Origin of the sequence: Rahnella sp. BIGb0236, from assembly GCF_004364755.1 — a bacterium.
GTDB lineage: Bacteria > Pseudomonadota > Gammaproteobacteria > Enterobacterales > Enterobacteriaceae > Rahnella > Rahnella victoriana.
This window is the reverse complement of record NZ_SOAO01000005.1, coordinates 363,368-377,648: the sequence shown is the minus strand read 5'-3', so window position 1 is coordinate 377,648 and position 14,281 is coordinate 363,368. Positions and strand designations below refer to the sequence as shown.

Below are 14,281 nucleotides of genomic sequence, written 5' to 3'. Positions count from 1 at the left end.
TTAATAGCTGTCCCTACTGTAAAAGGAATTATTATAATGAAAATAAAAGTGGCTGCCGCATTATTATGCGGCGCAGTCTGCTCGTCTGCGTTTTCTGCTGAGAGCGAAAGTGTGAATAAGAATGAAGATCATAATACCCGCGAAATGCTGACACCGGTGCCGATCGGTACCGCTGCGCTGCCCGCTGAACCCTGGAAGATCCAGATCGGCGCCATGCAGGAAACCGAGAACACAGAAGGACAGGGCGATAAAGACGGCGCCTATGAACCGACGGTGTTTATCAACTTCAGCAAAGGGAAATGGAACCTGTACGGCGCGTTTTATCAGGAAGATCATAATGTCGATTATTCCGAAGATACCCGCAGCGACTGGTTTAATCAGATCGAGTTCGACGCGCATTATCAGTTCGCCGACAACGCAGATTATGCGCTGGGACTGATGCTGGGGTTCAGAAACTATCAGTGGCAATATAATGATGACAAAAAGAAAGACGATAAGTCTTATCATACCCAGCGTTATACCGTTCAGCCAGACTGGTCGGTGTCACTGAGTCAGAGATTAAAATTTAACGGCTGGATGGCGTTATATAATTACTACAATAATATGGATAATAATGGTTATCTTAATAAAGAATTTGAAGGTGAGACCGGACTGAAATACAGCTTCACCGACGATATTGCGCTGCAGGTCAGTTATTATCTCGATCGCGGATGGAATACCGGCGACAGCCAGCGCGGTGAATTTGCCAAACAGGAAGCCCGCGTTTATTTGCCGCTGAGTGTGGATCTGTTTACCAGCGGTAAAACGGTCCTGACGCCGTATGCCCGCCGCACACTGGATACGTATTATTACAATGATGAGCGGGGCGAGCGTGAAGGGGAAACCGATACCCGTTTCGGGCTGTTAATTAATCAGCCGTTGCCCAACGGTTTCGCCATATCGCTGGAATATGCCTACGAATTGCAGCTGCACGATAATACCGATGCCAGCGCCAATGCGAAGACCAAATTCCATTATACCGGGGTCGGCGTGACCTACAGCTTCTGATGACTTTTCTCACTCAACAGGCGCGTCCGGCCTGTTGAGTGTTTTATTTCCCGGTGGTGATATTTCTGGCGGAATGATTGACCACCAGCTGCGTCGGCACCAGCGTGCGGGAATCTGTACACGGGCGATCAAAAATCTTATCAAACAATAAGCTGCAACCTTGCCAGCCTAATTCGCGGATCGGAATTTCAATGCCAGTCAGCCCCGGAGACAGGATCGGCGAAATATTGTCGCTGCTGTAACCGGTGACGGAAAGCGCGTCCGGAATGGTTTTTTTCTGTTCCTGCGCGGCGCGGTAAATACTCATGACTTTGACCGCGTCGGTGGCAAATACCGCCGTTGGCGGTGTCGCACTTTGCAGCAGCGCGGTCGCGGCCAGACAGGCGCTTTCCGTGGTATAGCCGCCGTCAATCATCAGACCGGATTGCAAAGGCAGACCGGCATCCTGCATGGCGCGTTTGTACCCGGCCAGCCGGTCAATGGACACATGGTAATCCAGCGGCGCATGCAGGCAGGCAATATCGCGGTGACCGAGGGAAATCAGGTGCTGCGTCAGCCGGTAGCTGTCCTGAAAGTTATCGGTATCGACCGAAAAAACGTGCTGATAACGTCCTTCGATATTGCCGATCACCACCACGGGCACCTGATAATGGTCGAGCTGTTCCAGAATATGTTCATCGGCCGGTGAGCTGAGCAATATCACGCCCTTGACCATTTTTTCCGTTATTTTGGCGACGCATTTCTGCAAATCTTCTTCGCTATTTTTTGAGGTTTGCAAAATAACGTCAAAGCCTTCTTCTTCCGCCCGCAAGGCAATGGATTGCAATATTTCAGAAAAGAAGGGATTACCGGCAGTGGTTTTGGAAGAGCGGGTTGAGATGACTAAAACGGCATCAAAACCTTTGGAGGTCAGCGCCCGCGCCAGTTTGCTCGGCTGATAATTCAGGGTGCGGATCGCCGCCAGCACGCGCTCACGGGCATCCGGCGAAATATTGGTTTGATTGGTGATGACCCGGGATACAGTGGATTTTGAAACATTGGCCAGACGGGCAATATCATAAATAGTGACTGCCACGATATATTCACCTCAAATATCCGTATTAAGGACGGGATATTGATAATACGGGGGCGGTCCTGGGTTGTCCATTTCCCCCGGACCAGATGTGGCGGATTATTTACTCGTCCAGCTTAAGCGGTGGCAACTGGGCAAAAATGCTCAGCAAACCCTCGCCCCAGCCTTTGCGGATCATGTCGAAATACGGGTGCGTTTCGGTGATCCGGTGCTGCTGCGCGGCGCTGAAACTGTCGGTCGGATAGGTCATGACATCCAGCGGCAGGCCGACGGAAAGGTTGCTGCGCAGCGTCGAATCCATCGAAATCAGCGCACATTGCATCGCCTGATCCAGCGCGGTGTCGTAGTTCAGCACCCGGTCGATGATCGGTTTGCCGTACTTACTTTCGCCAATCTGGAAATACGGCGTGTCATGTGTGGCTTCGATGAAATTCCCCTGCGGATAAATATGGAACAGCCGCAGACCCTCGCCTTTGATCTGGCCGCCGAGCAACAGGTTACAGCTGAAATCGGTGTTGCCGCCCTGATTGGCACCGCTGTCCCGCGCAATCACTTCACGCACCGTTTCCCCCAGCAGGCTGGCGGCATCGTACAGCGACTTCACGTTCAGCAGGTTTTCCCGTTCATCATCCAGACAGCGGCGGTGCAGCAGACTGATAATGCTCTGTGTGGTCGCCAGATTACCGGCGCTCTGGATCACCAGCACCCTCTCATCGCTTTGATGAAAGACATGCAGCTTGCGGAAAGTGGAAATATGGTCCACTCCGGCATTGGTGCGTGAATCTGAAACGAACACCAGGCCAGAGGATAAGCGCATGGCCACACAGTAAGTCATAAAAAAGTTTCCTCAGGCATTCAGGATCATTGCGGAACGTCGAGCATGGCGACGGCCGCGACAGTGCGCATGTCTTCGCTTCCTCCGCCCAGCCGGACGCCGCGAACCGGGCATGCATCAAGATAATCTATGCCGATAGCCAGTTTCAAATGCTGATTCGGTTTGCAGGTGTTGTTGGTGACGTCAAAGCTCTGCCAGCGGTCATCCAGCCAGGCTTCCGCCCAGGCGTGCATGGCGACATGAGTGGAATCCTCCGAGTAAAGATAGCCGCTGACGTAGCGTGCCGGAATGCCCAGACTGCGGCAGCAGGCGAGGAACACGTGAGTGTGATCCTGACAGACGCCGGTTTGTGCCGAAAACGCCTGCGAGGCGCTGTCTTTCACCGTGGTACTGCCGGGGTTATACGGCATTTTCAGCAGCAATTCGCCCATCAGATTGCACAGACTTTCATGTTGCGCCTGTGGCCGGTAATAGCGGCTGGCGAAATCGCGGATGGCACCGTCGGCCAGCGTCAGCGGGCTGGTGCGTAAAAACACCAGCGGCGAGAGGTGTCCGCAACTGTCATCTTCCGTGTTGTCTTCAATTTCTACCACGCCATTGGCTTCAATGGTGATGGCCTGATGAGGCTGATCGAGCGTCAGAACATGCAGCACATTGCCGTAGGCATCCAGCGTGCGGGTGGCGTATTCCGGCAGGGTCAGATCCCAGGATAAAATTTTCTGATGGCTGGAATCCTGCGGGGTCAGGCGCAGGTATTGCGTGCTGTGTTTAACCTGTTGCGCATAGGTGTAATGCGTCTGATGTGTGACATTCAGTTTCATTATTGAGCCTCCAGATAGGTTTGATGAATGCTCTCAGCGATGGCGTTGGTCTGATCCAGAAACTGCATCAGCCAGGGGCTGAGACCCATCTCAACGATCTCGTCCATTTCGGTAAAACGAAGTTGTGCATGAAGGGTATGGACGCGGCGGCGTGGCAAATTGCCCGCGCTGCCGCCGATTTCCTCCAGCTGTTCGGCCATGATTTCGACACAGGAAAGCAGGGAGCGCGGTAACTCGCGGCGCAGCACCAGCAGCTCCGCAATACGTTTCTGGCTGAGTTGCTGTTTGTAGAGGGTGTGGAACGCCTCGCGGGCGCTGACGGCGCGCAGCAAGGTATCCATCCGGTAGTATTCGCGCACCGGATCTTCATCGGCATTCAGTAACTGGTTTTTGGCATCCAGCAGGCGCGCGGTGCTGTCTGCGCGTTCCAGCATGGTGCCGAGGCGGATAAAATTCTGTGCATCGCTGCGCAACAACGTGCCGAACATCGCGCCGCGAAACAGATGTGAACGTTCCTTCACCCAGTCGAAGAAGGAATCCGCTCCGGCAGAACCGACGCCCTGACGGCGGATCAGTTTCATCTCAATCCAGGTGGCATTGATGCTTTCCCAGACCTCAGACGACAGGCTGCCGCGCACGGCATGGGCATTGTTCCACGCCATCTGCAAACAGCTGAAAATGCTGCTGTGGTTGACACTGTCCAGCGCAAAAAAGTTGAGCAGATTGCTCATGGTTTCCTGCGGATAATGCTCACTGAATAAGGTGCGCGTACCGGTCATGGTCAGCGGCACCAGCAGGTCGTTATTTTCATCACGTGCGCTGACATCGCGGATCGACATCATCGACAGTTTGTTGGTCACGTCCAGCAGACGTGCGATATTCTCGGCGCGTTCCAGATAACGCGCCATCCAGTACAGTTCGCTGGCTGTTCTGCTTAGCATGCGTCATCCTCCGTCGGATTTTCTTCCAGCACCCAGGTGTCTTTGGTTCCGCCGCCCTGAGATGAATTGACCACCAGCGAACCTTCCGCCAGCGCCACACGGGTTAACCCGCCCGGCACCAGACGGATTTCCGCACCGGTCAGGGCAAAAGGCCGCAGGTCGATATGGCGCGGTGCCAGCCCGTTACCGACAAAGGTCGGGCAGGTGGACAGCGCCAGCGTTTCCTGTGCGATGTAGTTTTCCGGGCGGGTACGCAGCAATTCGCGGAAGCGGTCGATTTCCGCCTTACTGGCTGTCGGGCCAATCAGCATGCCGTAACCGCCTGCGCCATGAACCTCCTTCACCACCATTTTTTCCAGATTCGCCAGCACGAAAGAGAGATCGCTTTCCTTGCGGCATTGCCAGGTCGGCACGTTATTGAGGATCGGATCTTCCGCCAGATAGTAGCGGATCATTTCCGGCACATACGGGTATATCGATTTGTCATCCGCCACGCCGGTGCCGATGGCATTCGCCAGCACCACGCCACCGGATCGATACACCGACAGCAGGCCGGGCACGCCGAGCATCGAATCGGCGCGGAACGCCAGCGGATCGAGGAATGCATCGTCGATACGCCGGTAAATCACGTCAATTTTGCACGGCCCGGCGGTGGTGCGCATAAACACCGCGCCGTCTTTCACAAACAGATCGACGCTTTCTACCAGCTCAACGCCCATTTGCTGCGCGAGGAAACTGTGCTCGAAATAGGCACTGTTAAAGCGGCCCGGCGTCAGCACGACAACGGTCGGATCATTGACCGTGGTGCTTTCGCGCAGGGTTTGCAGTAAGTGGGAAGGGTAGCGGGACACCGGCGCAATACGCTGCTCGGCAAACAGTTCGGGGTATAACCGCATCATCATTTTGCGGTTTTCCATCATGTACGACACGCCGGACGGCGTACGCAGGTTGTCTTCCAGCACGTAATATTCGCCATCGCCGCCGCGCACCATGTCGGTGCCGGCAATGTGCGCGTAGGTATCGCGATGAAGATCAATGCCCTGCATGCACGGCTGATACTGATCGTTGGCCAGCACCTGTTCCGCCGGGACGATCCCCGCTTTGAGGATCTTCTGGTCGTGGTAAATATCGTGCAGAAAAGCATTCAGCGCCTGAACCCGCTGGCGGATCCCGCGATCGAGCATCTGCCATTCGCTGGCCGGAATAATGCGCGGCACGCTGTCGAACGGGATCAGCCGTTCCGCGCCATCATCTTCACCGTAAACATTAAAGGTAATTCCCACCCGATGGAACAACAGCGCGGCTTCCTCTTTTTTGCGCTGAACTGCCTGTTGGTCGGCTTGCTGCAACCACTGCCAGTAGGCCTGATAATGGCTGCGGTGTTTCCCTTCAGCCATTAACATCTCATCAAAAAAGGGTGAATCGGAAAGGTCAATCTTGATCATCATCACCTCACAAACTGGACAGGCCGCAATTGAATCGTTCAATAACAATGAAGATCAGGCATAAAGTGTGCCAGCGTGCAAAACGCAGAGAAAATCAGGGGAAATGAGGCAGGTCTGCTTAATTATAGAGCGATAAAAGGATCCTTTGCCTGAAAACAGGGCAAAAAAAACCAGCCCGCAGGCTGGTCTGGTGCATCACTGGCGCGGATTAACGGCGGACGGCGATGGCTTCGATTTCGATTTTCACGTCTTTTGGCAGACGGGCCACTTCAACGCAAGAACGGGCCGGGAAGGGCGCGTTGTGCTCGGTGAAGAAGGCTTCATACGTGGCGTTAACGGTGGCGAAGTCATTCAGATCTTTCACGAAAACGGTGGTTTTCACGATGTCTGAAACTTTCAGGCCAGCCGCTTCCACGATCGCCTGCACGTTGTCCAGTGACTGACGCGCCTGCGCAGAAATATCGTCAGCGACAGCGCCGGTTTTAGGATCCACAGGGATCTGGCCGGAAGTGATGATCATGCTGCCCAGATCCACGCCCTGAACGTAAGGACCGATAGCGGCAGGGGCGTTTTCAGTGCTGATTTCGCGGGACATAATGTCTCCTGATTTGAGTTAAGGTGAATAAAAAATTATCCCTCAGTATAAAGGGTTAATCGTTGTTCAGCACGACCTGATGCTCAAACTCTTTCTCGCAATATTTGCATTTCAGATGCACACCGTCCGCACGCTGCCTGACCGCAAAGCTGGAATCCACCGGTTCAAAACGGCTGATGCAGTTGCCGTTCGGGCAGCGCAGCACGCCGACAATCCGCTCCGGCAGCGTCGGCATCAGCTTTTTCACCACGTCGTAATTGTCGATGCGGTTGACCGTCGCACGCGGGGCATACACCGCCAGCTGATTAACCTGTTCGTCGGTGAGGAAGGTGTTCTCGATTTTGATGATGTCTTTGCGGCCCAGTTCGCCGGAAGGCAGGTTCAGGCCGACGGTCACGCGCTGTTCGGTCTGGGTAAACTTGAACAGGGACAGTAATTTAAAGCCGACCTGCGCCGGAATATGGTCAATCACCGTGCCGCATTTGATGGCTTCAACCTGAAGTTTATTGTCGTGTGTCATGATCGTGTTCTCCTCAAGTTTACTGTGCAGTGTCTGCGTTCAGGACCAGCGCCAGTAACGCCTGACGCGCAAAAATGCCGTTACCGGCCTGCTGGAAATACCAGGCGTAAGGCGTTTTATCGACATCCGGCGTGATCTCGTCGATACGCGGCAGCGGATGCAGCACTTTCAGGTGCGGCTGGGCATTCGTCAGGTCGGCCGCGCGCAGGATAAACTGCGCTTTCACATTGGCGTATTCCGACGGATCCAGACGCTCTTTTTGTACGCGGGTCATGTACAGAATGTCGATGTCAGACACCACTTCCTCGATGCTGCTGTGCAGGCTGTATTCGATGCCTTTCTCTTCCAGCAGGCTGAGGATGTAGCCCGGCATCGCCAGCGCATCCGGCGCGATAAAGTAGAAACGGTTACCGTTAAATTTCGCCAGCGCCTGCGCCAGGGAATGCACCGTGCGGCCGTATTTCAGGTCGCCGACCATGGCGATTTTGATGTTGTCGAGACGCCCCTGCGTTTCCTGAATGGTGAACAAATCCAGCAGGGTTTGCGTCGGATGCTGGTTCGCGCCGTCGCCTGCGTTGAGCACCGGAATGCCGCCGGAGAATTCGGTCGCCAGACGCGCCGCGCCTTCCTGCGGGTGACGCATCACAATCGCATCGACATAGGTGCTGATAACCGAAATGGTGTCGGCCAGCGTTTCGCCTTTTTTGCCGAGCGAGGTGTTGCTGCTGTCGGAGAAACCGACCACCGAGGCACCCAAACGATGCATGGATGTTTCAAACGACAGACGGGTTCGGGTTGAGGCTTCGAAGAAACAACTGGCGATCACTTTGTGTTTCAGCAATTCAGGCTGCGGGTTGGCTTTCAGGCTGGCAGCGGTATCGAGTACCAGTTCCAGCTCTTCGCGGCTGAGATCGTTGATAGAAATGATGTCTTTCTGATACAGCGGATTGGCCATAGTCATTCTCCTGTTCTTTACGCGTAAAAAATCGGCTACTCAAATTCCGGACAAAAAAAAGCCCCTCAATGAGGGGCTTTCAGTAAAACGGCAATACCACGGAAGAACAACGGCAGCGGGCTGCCTGATGGCACGGTGTTTGGTCGATCATCTGAGCACAAAACGTGGCGATTGTTCATGGGTTCTCCCGGCAAATTGTGGCGCATTATACGCGGGTCATCGACGACATCAAGCGGAAAAACGGCCTGAAGGCAAACGATTGGTATGACGGAAAACGAAGATAAAAACTGTTAACTGGATCAAAGGGTGTCGCCTTCGGGTGCATTATTATGGGCAGACATTGAAACAGTATTTCATTTTCACATTAGCGAAGGGAAAACCATGATAACCGGCAATATCCATCAACTGCATCTCGTCCCTTATCTGCCTGCAGAACTGCGCGAGGCCATTGAATACGTTAAGCAACATATCACTGCGGACACGCCGCTGGGCAAACACGATATCCGTGGCGACGACGCGTTTGTGCTGATTTCCAATGACATGACGGCCCCGATGGCTGAGCGCCGCGCTGAGTTCCATGCGCGTAATCTGGATATCCAGATTATCCTCAACGGCACCGAAGGCATGACATTCAGCAACTTACCGGCCGGTTATATCGATACCGACTGGCTGGAAGATAAAGACATCGCGTTTCTGGCTGCCGGTGAGCAGGAAAAAACCATGATCATGCAGACCGGCGATTTCGTGGTGTTTTATCCGGGCGAAGTGCATAAGCCGCTGTGCGCCGTCGGCGAACCGGCGAACGTGCGTAAAGCGGTAGTGAAAATGAACGTCAGCGCATTGAGCGCTTCACGCTGATTGTGTAGCGTTTTGTCCGCTTGATCAGCTTCATCCGCCAGCGACGCAGCCTGCCGAGACGTTCCGGCGCTTTGAGTTTATGTTTGATCCACACCACCTGCCACGGCTGGAGTCGCATCTGGCCGTTAAACACTTCTCCGCCAATCAGATCTTTCCCTTCCACCGCCAGTTTCAGCATCTGAGAATGATCGCTGATATTGAAAATGCAGCTGATCCGATCTTCGGTTATCGGATCATAACGTTCCATGGCAAACAGCGATTTACCCAGATCGAACACGCGCTGACCGGCCTGCGGTGAAAAAGCCGGATGCTCACGGCGGTGTCTGATCAGGGCCTGTAAACCGTAAAACACGCGCGCACGCAAACCGTCTTGTTTTTCCAGTTCGGCCTCGATAGTCGGCAGATCCAGCTTTTTACGGTTAATACGGCGGTTGATCCCCGACTGATGCATCCCTTCAAGATCGTTCTCGCTGCCCAGCAGGCTGTGGATGTAAATCGCCGGTACGCCGATAAACGACAGCAACAGCGCCTGCGCCGCCAGAAACTTACGGACTTTCAGTTCGGTATCGTCTTCCGGTTCGGTCAGCGCGCTGAGGTAATTGATGTTCAGTTCATACGGCGAATGCGTGCCGTCGCCGTTGTCTTTGTAGGAGACGCGGCCTTCCTTACGCAGCGTTTCCTGCGCCATGAATTTGCGCTCGTCATCGCTGAGGAAGGTTTCTGTCGGGCGTAAACCGATGCCGTCGTGGCTGGCAAGGAAGTTGAAATAAGTGGTGTCAGGATAGCGGGCTTCCGCGTTCAGACTCTGCGCCCATTGCGTGAGCGTGGTGGTGTCCTGACGCAAAAAGGCGTGCAAGGTCAGCGGCGGCAGCGGGAACTGATACACCATGTGCGCTTCATCGCCTTCACCGAAATAGCTGATGTTTTCGTGATGCGGCACGTTGGTTTCGGTGATGATCCGCGTGCCGGGGATCACTTCATCAAGGATCGTCCGCCAGACTTTGATGATGTTATGCGCCTGCGGCATGTGGATACAGCGCGTCCCGGCTTCCTTCCAGATATACCCAATCGCATCGAGGCGGATCGACTGCCCGCCGCTGGCGGCGTACTGCAACAGCACATCGATACTTTCCAGCAGCACCTGCGGATTTTTGAAATTGATATCCACCTGATCTTCACTGAAGGTCGTCCACAGATAGAGTTCGGTGCCGTCGGTTTTGATAAAAGGCGAGAGCAGCGGCGAGGCGCGCGGGCGCACGACACGGCTGTAATCCAGCTCGGGATTCGCGGCGATAAAATAATCTTTGTAATACGGATCGTCGTGCAGATAGCCTTTCATCCACGCGCTTGAGCGGGATATGTGGTTGATCACGCAGTCAAACATCAGGTTGAAATTGTCCGAAAGGTGATGAATGTCGGACCATCCGCCGAGATGTTCGTCGATTTTCCGGTAGTCGATGACGCTGAAACCGTCATCCGAACTGTAGGGGTACATCGGCAGAATATGGATGTCACTGATAATGTCGCGCAGATAAGTGTTGGCGAAGTGATTGAGCGTCGCCAGCGGCGGCTGATCGCCGTGGCGGATGTTATCGCCGTAGGTAATCAGGTAAATGTTGGTGCCATCCACCCAGCGGGTGGTGCGGTGTTTGCCGTAATTCCATTTGTCGGCGAGATGCAGGATTTTTTTCAGCAGGTCGGCGATGTGTTCCCTGGGGTATATCCTGCTCAACAGGCTTTCCAGCCGCAGGACATACTCAAGATTAACTGAGCTCATATCGGTTCCTTCTTACTGCGTTTCTGTTTTTTTGTTGGATACGTTAAAACCAAAGCGCTCTGAAAAGGGTAGCTGAAAATGAGGTCTTCTGACGGGAACAGGCGGGATAAAGTGCAAAACGATGTAAAAACGGAAACGTGCAGGAAGCGGATCCTTTCTGCACGCCGGAGAAAAATCAGAGGTTGCCGAGGGTGGCGACCATCACCGCTTTGATGGTGTGCAGACGGTTTTCTGCCTGATCGAACACCACGCTGTGGCTGGATTCAAACACGTCATCGGTGACTTCCATGCCGCCGTGCAGACCGTATTCTTCCGCCATCTGCTTGCCGAGGGTGGTCTGGTCGTCATGAAACGCAGGCAGACAATGCAGGAATTTCACCTGCGGATTGCCGGTCAGCGCCAGCATCGCGCGGTTGACCTGATAAGGACGCAGCAGAGCGATGCGTTCTTTCCAGGCTTCTTTCGGCTCGCCCATGGACACCCAGACGTCGGTATACAGGAAATCGGCATCCTTCACGCCGGTCGCGATATCTTCCGTCAGGGTGATGCTGCCGCCGTTTTCTTTGGCCAGTTGTTCGCAGGTGGCGACCAGTTCGGCTTCCGGCCAGCAGGCGGAGGGCGCGACCAGACGTAAATCCAGCCCGCACAACGCGGCGGCTTCCAGCAGGGAATTGCCCATATTGTTACGGGTGTCGCCCAGATAGGCCAGACGCATACCTTTCAGCGGTTTGCCCGGCAGATGCTCCTGCATGGTCAGCAGGTCAGCCAGCAACTGGGTCGGGTGGAATTCATCGGTTAAGCCGTTCCACACCGGCACGCCGGCGTATTGCGCCAGAATTTCCACTTTTTCCTGACCATAACCACGATACTGAATACCGTCGTACATCCGGCCAAGGACGCGGGCGGTGTCTTTCATGGATTCTTTATGGCCGATCTGGCTGCCACTTGGGCCGAGATAGGTGACTTTCGCCCCCTGATCGTATGCGGCAACTTCGAAAGAGCATCGGGTGCGGGTTGAGTCTTTTTCGAAGATGAGCGCGATGTTTTTGCCTTGCAGGCTGGCTTTTTCGCTGCCGTTTTTCTTGGCGGCTTTCAGCTCTGCGGAGAGTTTCAGCAGGGACGAAATCTCTGACGGGGTAAAATCCAGTAATCTGAGAAAATGACGTTTACTCAACAAACTCATGATGTCGCTCCATAGCGCGTAAGCATTTCGGATTGAATTTAAATTCAATTTAACTGGATGAATATGCAAATACAACCCCGGCGAGAAAACTTTCTCTTTAATAGTGGAGACGCGCCCTGCGGTGTGTGAAAATAGCGTACAAACGTCACATTGATTGAGGACAGAGATATGGCAAACCGTGAATTGCTTGAAGAACAACGTGAAGAGACTCGCTTAATCATCGAAGAACTGCTGGATGATGGCAGTGATCCTGACGCGCTTTACACCATCGAACACCATTTATCTTCAGAGAAGTTTGAAGTGCTGGAGAAAGCGGCGGTCGAAGCTTTCAAACTGGGTTATGAAGTCACTGACGCTGAAGAGCTGGAAGTGGAAGACGGGTCTGTCGTGATGTGCTGTGACGTGATCAGCGAAATCGCGCTGAAAGCGGAACTGATCGACACTCAGGTTGAGCAACTGATGAATCTGGCCGAAGCCAACGGCGTCAGCTACGACGGCTGGGGCACTTACTTCGAAGGCGATGACGACGAAGAAGGTGAAGACGGCGAAGACGAAGATGTCGTTGATGAAGATGATGACGGAAAACGTCATTAATTTTTTCTGAATCTGAAACAAAAGGGCTGCTGAATAAAGCAGCCTTTTTTATTTCTGTTGCCCCCCCCTCCTTTGTGAGACGCCTCTCGTTTGGTAAATTTCATAAACCATAAGCAAAATATGGTTAAATTCAATACACCTGCCAAAAGTTAACATACCAATTCTGAAAGATATTCTACCTCATGACGTGGAGTCAGATTATGGCAGCCGTAAAGAAATTGTCTGTTATAGAAAAACTCGGTTTTGGTATGGGTGACGCAGCTTGCGGGATTGTTTATTCCTCAGTGACGATGTTTCTGACGTACTTTTATACCGATATCTACGGGCTTTCCGCCGCTGCTGTCGGGGTAATGTTTCTGGTTACGCGCATTCTGGATGCCGTCAGCGATCCGCTAACTGGCATTATCGCGGACCGCGTGAAAACCCGCTGGGGGCATTTTCGTCCGTGGCTGATTTGGTTTGCTATTCCTTATGCCGTGCTGGCAGTGATGACCTTCACCACGCCTGATTTCGGCCATTCCGGAAAACTGCTTTACGCCTACATTACTTATTCATTGCTGATGCTGTGTTACACCTTTATCAATATTCCGTACTGCGCGCTGGGCGGTGTAATTACCACGGATGATAAAGACCGGCTGTCTGCGCAATCCTATCGGTTCACTATTTCTTCCCTGGCAGGTTTACTGGTTTCTGTCGGCACTTTGTGGCTGGTGGATTATTTCGGTAAAGAAAATCTGCAGGCCGGATATCAGGCGACGATGGCAGTAATGGGTGCGATTGCTGTTTGTATGCTGGTGTTCTGTTTTTGTTTCACCAAAGAACGGATCACGGCGGAGGATACCCGTCAGGTATCGGTGTTCAGTGACTTGAAAAATCTGCTGTCGAACGATCAGTGGCGTATTGTCGCCATCATTACCTTTTTCTCCAGCATGGCCGGGGTGATGCGCAGTTCCGCGACATTGTATTACGCGACGTATCTGATGCTGGATAAAGGACAGAGTCTGGTCAGTGGCACGGCGATGAAAAGTACGTTTATCACTACCAGCGTAGTCGGCACGATATTTGGGGCGATAGCGGCGGGGTACTTTGCCAAACGGTTTAGCACGCTGACGATGTTTAAGAATATCAATCTGCTGTTGGTCCTTGCGGGCGTGGTGATGTTTTTTGTCCCGCCGAAATACCTGCCGGTTATTTTTCCACTGTATTTCATCATTGGTTTTTTACACCAGATGTACCAGCCGTTTAAATGGAACATGATGGCTAATGCGGCGGATTATGGTGAGTGGAAAACAGGCCGGCGGATCACCGGGCTGTCTTTTTCCGGCAATCTGTTCGCCTTAAAACTGGGTATGGCTTTTGCGGGGGCATTTGTTGGCTTTTCACTGGGCTGGTTTGGCTATCATGCGGGTGCAGAAACACAGACAGCGCTGGCAACCACCGGCATTATTGGCCTTCTGACCGTTGGGCCTTCAGTGTCGTATCTGATCCTCTATTTCCTGGCTCGTTTCTACAAACTCGATGATGCCACGATGAAGAATATTCAGACCGATCTGGCGAAACGCAGTGGGGATATTGTCCGCGAGCAGGAAAATGAAGCCGGTAATCTGGATCCGGTGATGGTTGTTAAATAAGGGGGAG

Annotated in this window: 14 protein-coding genes; 4 read left to right on the top strand and 10 right to left on the bottom strand. The window is 53.3% G+C overall.

The features are described from left to right. The first annotated feature begins 36 nt into the window (after nt 1-36). The gene (locus tag EDF78_RS13335) at nt 37-1,047 is read left to right on the top strand and encodes an OmpG family monomeric porin (protein WP_133823271.1); all 1,011 of its coding nucleotides are present in this window, start codon (nt 37-39) and stop codon (nt 1,045-1,047) included. A gap of 43 nt (nt 1,048-1,090) precedes the next feature. On the opposite strand, the gene EDF78_RS13330 is transcribed toward EDF78_RS13335, so the two are convergent. The 8 genes from EDF78_RS13330 to pyrB form a co-directional block, all read right to left on the bottom strand. Next, nucleotides 1,091-2,122, bottom strand: a complete 1,032-nt coding sequence (locus EDF78_RS13330) for a LacI family DNA-binding transcriptional regulator (protein ID WP_133823270.1) — start codon at nt 2,120-2,122, stop codon at nt 1,091-1,093. A gap of 100 nt (nt 2,123-2,222) precedes the next feature. After that, complete coding sequence (locus tag EDF78_RS13325; RefSeq protein ID WP_095924470.1) at nt 2,223-2,954, bottom strand: proteasome-type protease; 732 nt, start codon at nt 2,952-2,954, stop codon at nt 2,223-2,225. A 26-nt stretch (nt 2,955-2,980) separates the two neighbouring features. Continuing rightward, nucleotides 2,981-3,775: a transglutaminase family protein gene (locus tag EDF78_RS13320; protein WP_119822434.1), complete on the bottom strand. Its 795-nt coding sequence runs from the start codon at nt 3,773-3,775 to the stop codon at nt 2,981-2,983. Then, nucleotides 3,775-4,716: an alpha-E domain-containing protein gene (locus tag EDF78_RS13315; protein WP_095924472.1), complete on the bottom strand. Its 942-nt coding sequence runs from the start codon at nt 4,714-4,716 to the stop codon at nt 3,775-3,777. The genes EDF78_RS13320 and EDF78_RS13315 overlap by 1 nt, the downstream gene beginning before the upstream one ends. Then, nucleotides 4,710-6,161, bottom strand: coding sequence for a circularly permuted type 2 ATP-grasp protein (locus EDF78_RS13310; protein ID WP_119822435.1), 1,452 nt, complete (start codon nt 6,159-6,161; stop codon nt 4,710-4,712). The genes EDF78_RS13315 and EDF78_RS13310 overlap by 7 nt, the downstream gene beginning before the upstream one ends. A gap of 208 nt (nt 6,162-6,369) precedes the next feature. Continuing rightward, nucleotides 6,370-6,756 (bottom strand): 2-iminobutanoate/2-iminopropanoate deaminase, encoded by a 387-nt coding sequence (gene ridA, locus EDF78_RS13305; RefSeq protein WP_095924478.1) that lies wholly within the window; start codon nt 6,754-6,756, stop codon nt 6,370-6,372. Between the two features lie 55 nt (nt 6,757-6,811). After that, the gene (pyrI, locus tag EDF78_RS13300) at nt 6,812-7,276 is read right to left on the bottom strand and encodes an aspartate carbamoyltransferase regulatory subunit (protein ID WP_095924479.1); all 465 of its coding nucleotides are present in this window, start codon (nt 7,274-7,276) and stop codon (nt 6,812-6,814) included. Between the two features lie 19 nt (nt 7,277-7,295). Then, nucleotides 7,296-8,231, bottom strand: a complete 936-nt coding sequence (gene pyrB / locus EDF78_RS13295; protein WP_095924480.1) for an aspartate carbamoyltransferase — start codon at nt 8,229-8,231, stop codon at nt 7,296-7,298. Between the two features lie 381 nt (nt 8,232-8,612). Here pyrB and EDF78_RS13290 point away from each other — a divergent pair, with 381 nt between their 5' ends. Continuing rightward, nucleotides 8,613-9,089 (top strand): YhcH/YjgK/YiaL family protein, encoded by a 477-nt coding sequence (locus tag EDF78_RS13290; RefSeq protein ID WP_095924481.1) that lies wholly within the window; start codon nt 8,613-8,615, stop codon nt 9,087-9,089. Here EDF78_RS13290 and EDF78_RS13285 read toward each other — a convergent pair. Together EDF78_RS13285 and argF are read right to left on the bottom strand one after the other, a co-directional pair. Continuing rightward, the gene (locus tag EDF78_RS13285; RefSeq protein ID WP_095924482.1) at nt 9,064-10,866 is read right to left on the bottom strand and encodes a sugar phosphorylase; all 1,803 of its coding nucleotides are present in this window, start codon (nt 10,864-10,866) and stop codon (nt 9,064-9,066) included. The two genes, EDF78_RS13290 and EDF78_RS13285, sit on opposite strands and share 26 nt — an antisense overlap. Before the next feature lie 175 nt (nt 10,867-11,041). After that, entirely contained in the window at nt 11,042-12,049 is a 1,008-nt protein-coding gene (gene argF / locus EDF78_RS13280; RefSeq protein WP_095924483.1) for an ornithine carbamoyltransferase, read from the bottom strand. Between the two features lie 168 nt (nt 12,050-12,217). Here argF and rraB point away from each other — a divergent pair, with 168 nt between their 5' ends. Further along, nucleotides 12,218-12,643: a ribonuclease E inhibitor RraB gene (gene rraB / locus EDF78_RS13275; protein ID WP_095924484.1), complete on the top strand. Its 426-nt coding sequence runs from the start codon at nt 12,218-12,220 to the stop codon at nt 12,641-12,643. A gap of 200 nt (nt 12,644-12,843) precedes the next feature. Then, the gene (locus EDF78_RS13270; protein ID WP_095924485.1) at nt 12,844-14,274 is read left to right on the top strand and encodes a glycoside-pentoside-hexuronide (GPH):cation symporter; all 1,431 of its coding nucleotides are present in this window, start codon (nt 12,844-12,846) and stop codon (nt 14,272-14,274) included. The last annotated feature ends 7 nt before the right edge of the window (nt 14,275-14,281 follow it).

Excerpts from the sequence above, each read along its gene's own strand:
- argF (WP_095924483.1), bottom strand. The coding sequence starts at position 12,049 with ATGAGTTTGTTGAGTAAACGTCATTTTCTCAGATTACTGGATTTTACC.
- EDF78_RS13335 (WP_133823271.1), top strand. The coding sequence starts at position 37 with ATGAAAATAAAAGTGGCTGCCGCATTATTATGCGGCGCAGTCTGCTCG.
- EDF78_RS13290 (WP_095924481.1), top strand. The coding sequence starts at position 8,613 with ATGATAACCGGCAATATCCATCAACTGCATCTCGTCCCTTATCTGCCT.
- EDF78_RS13310 (WP_119822435.1), bottom strand. The coding sequence starts at position 6,161 with ATGATCAAGATTGACCTTTCCGATTCACCCTTTTTTGATGAGATGTTA.
- EDF78_RS13285 (WP_095924482.1), bottom strand. The coding sequence starts at position 10,866 with ATGAGCTCAGTTAATCTTGAGTATGTCCTGCGGCTGGAAAGCCTGTTG.
- pyrB (WP_095924480.1), bottom strand. The coding sequence starts at position 8,231 with ATGGCCAATCCGCTGTATCAGAAAGACATCATTTCTATCAACGATCTC.
- pyrI (WP_095924479.1), bottom strand. The coding sequence starts at position 7,276 with ATGACACACGACAATAAACTTCAGGTTGAAGCCATCAAATGCGGCACG.
- EDF78_RS13325 (WP_095924470.1), bottom strand. The coding sequence starts at position 2,954 with ATGACTTACTGTGTGGCCATGCGCTTATCCTCTGGCCTGGTGTTCGTT.
- EDF78_RS13270 (WP_095924485.1), top strand. The coding sequence starts at position 12,844 with ATGGCAGCCGTAAAGAAATTGTCTGTTATAGAAAAACTCGGTTTTGGT.
- EDF78_RS13320 (WP_119822434.1), bottom strand. The coding sequence starts at position 3,775 with ATGAAACTGAATGTCACACATCAGACGCATTACACCTATGCGCAACAG.
- EDF78_RS13315 (WP_095924472.1), bottom strand. The coding sequence starts at position 4,716 with ATGCTAAGCAGAACAGCCAGCGAACTGTACTGGATGGCGCGTTATCTG.
- rraB (WP_095924484.1), top strand. The coding sequence starts at position 12,218 with ATGGCAAACCGTGAATTGCTTGAAGAACAACGTGAAGAGACTCGCTTA.
- ridA (WP_095924478.1), bottom strand. The coding sequence starts at position 6,756 with ATGTCCCGCGAAATCAGCACTGAAAACGCCCCTGCCGCTATCGGTCCT.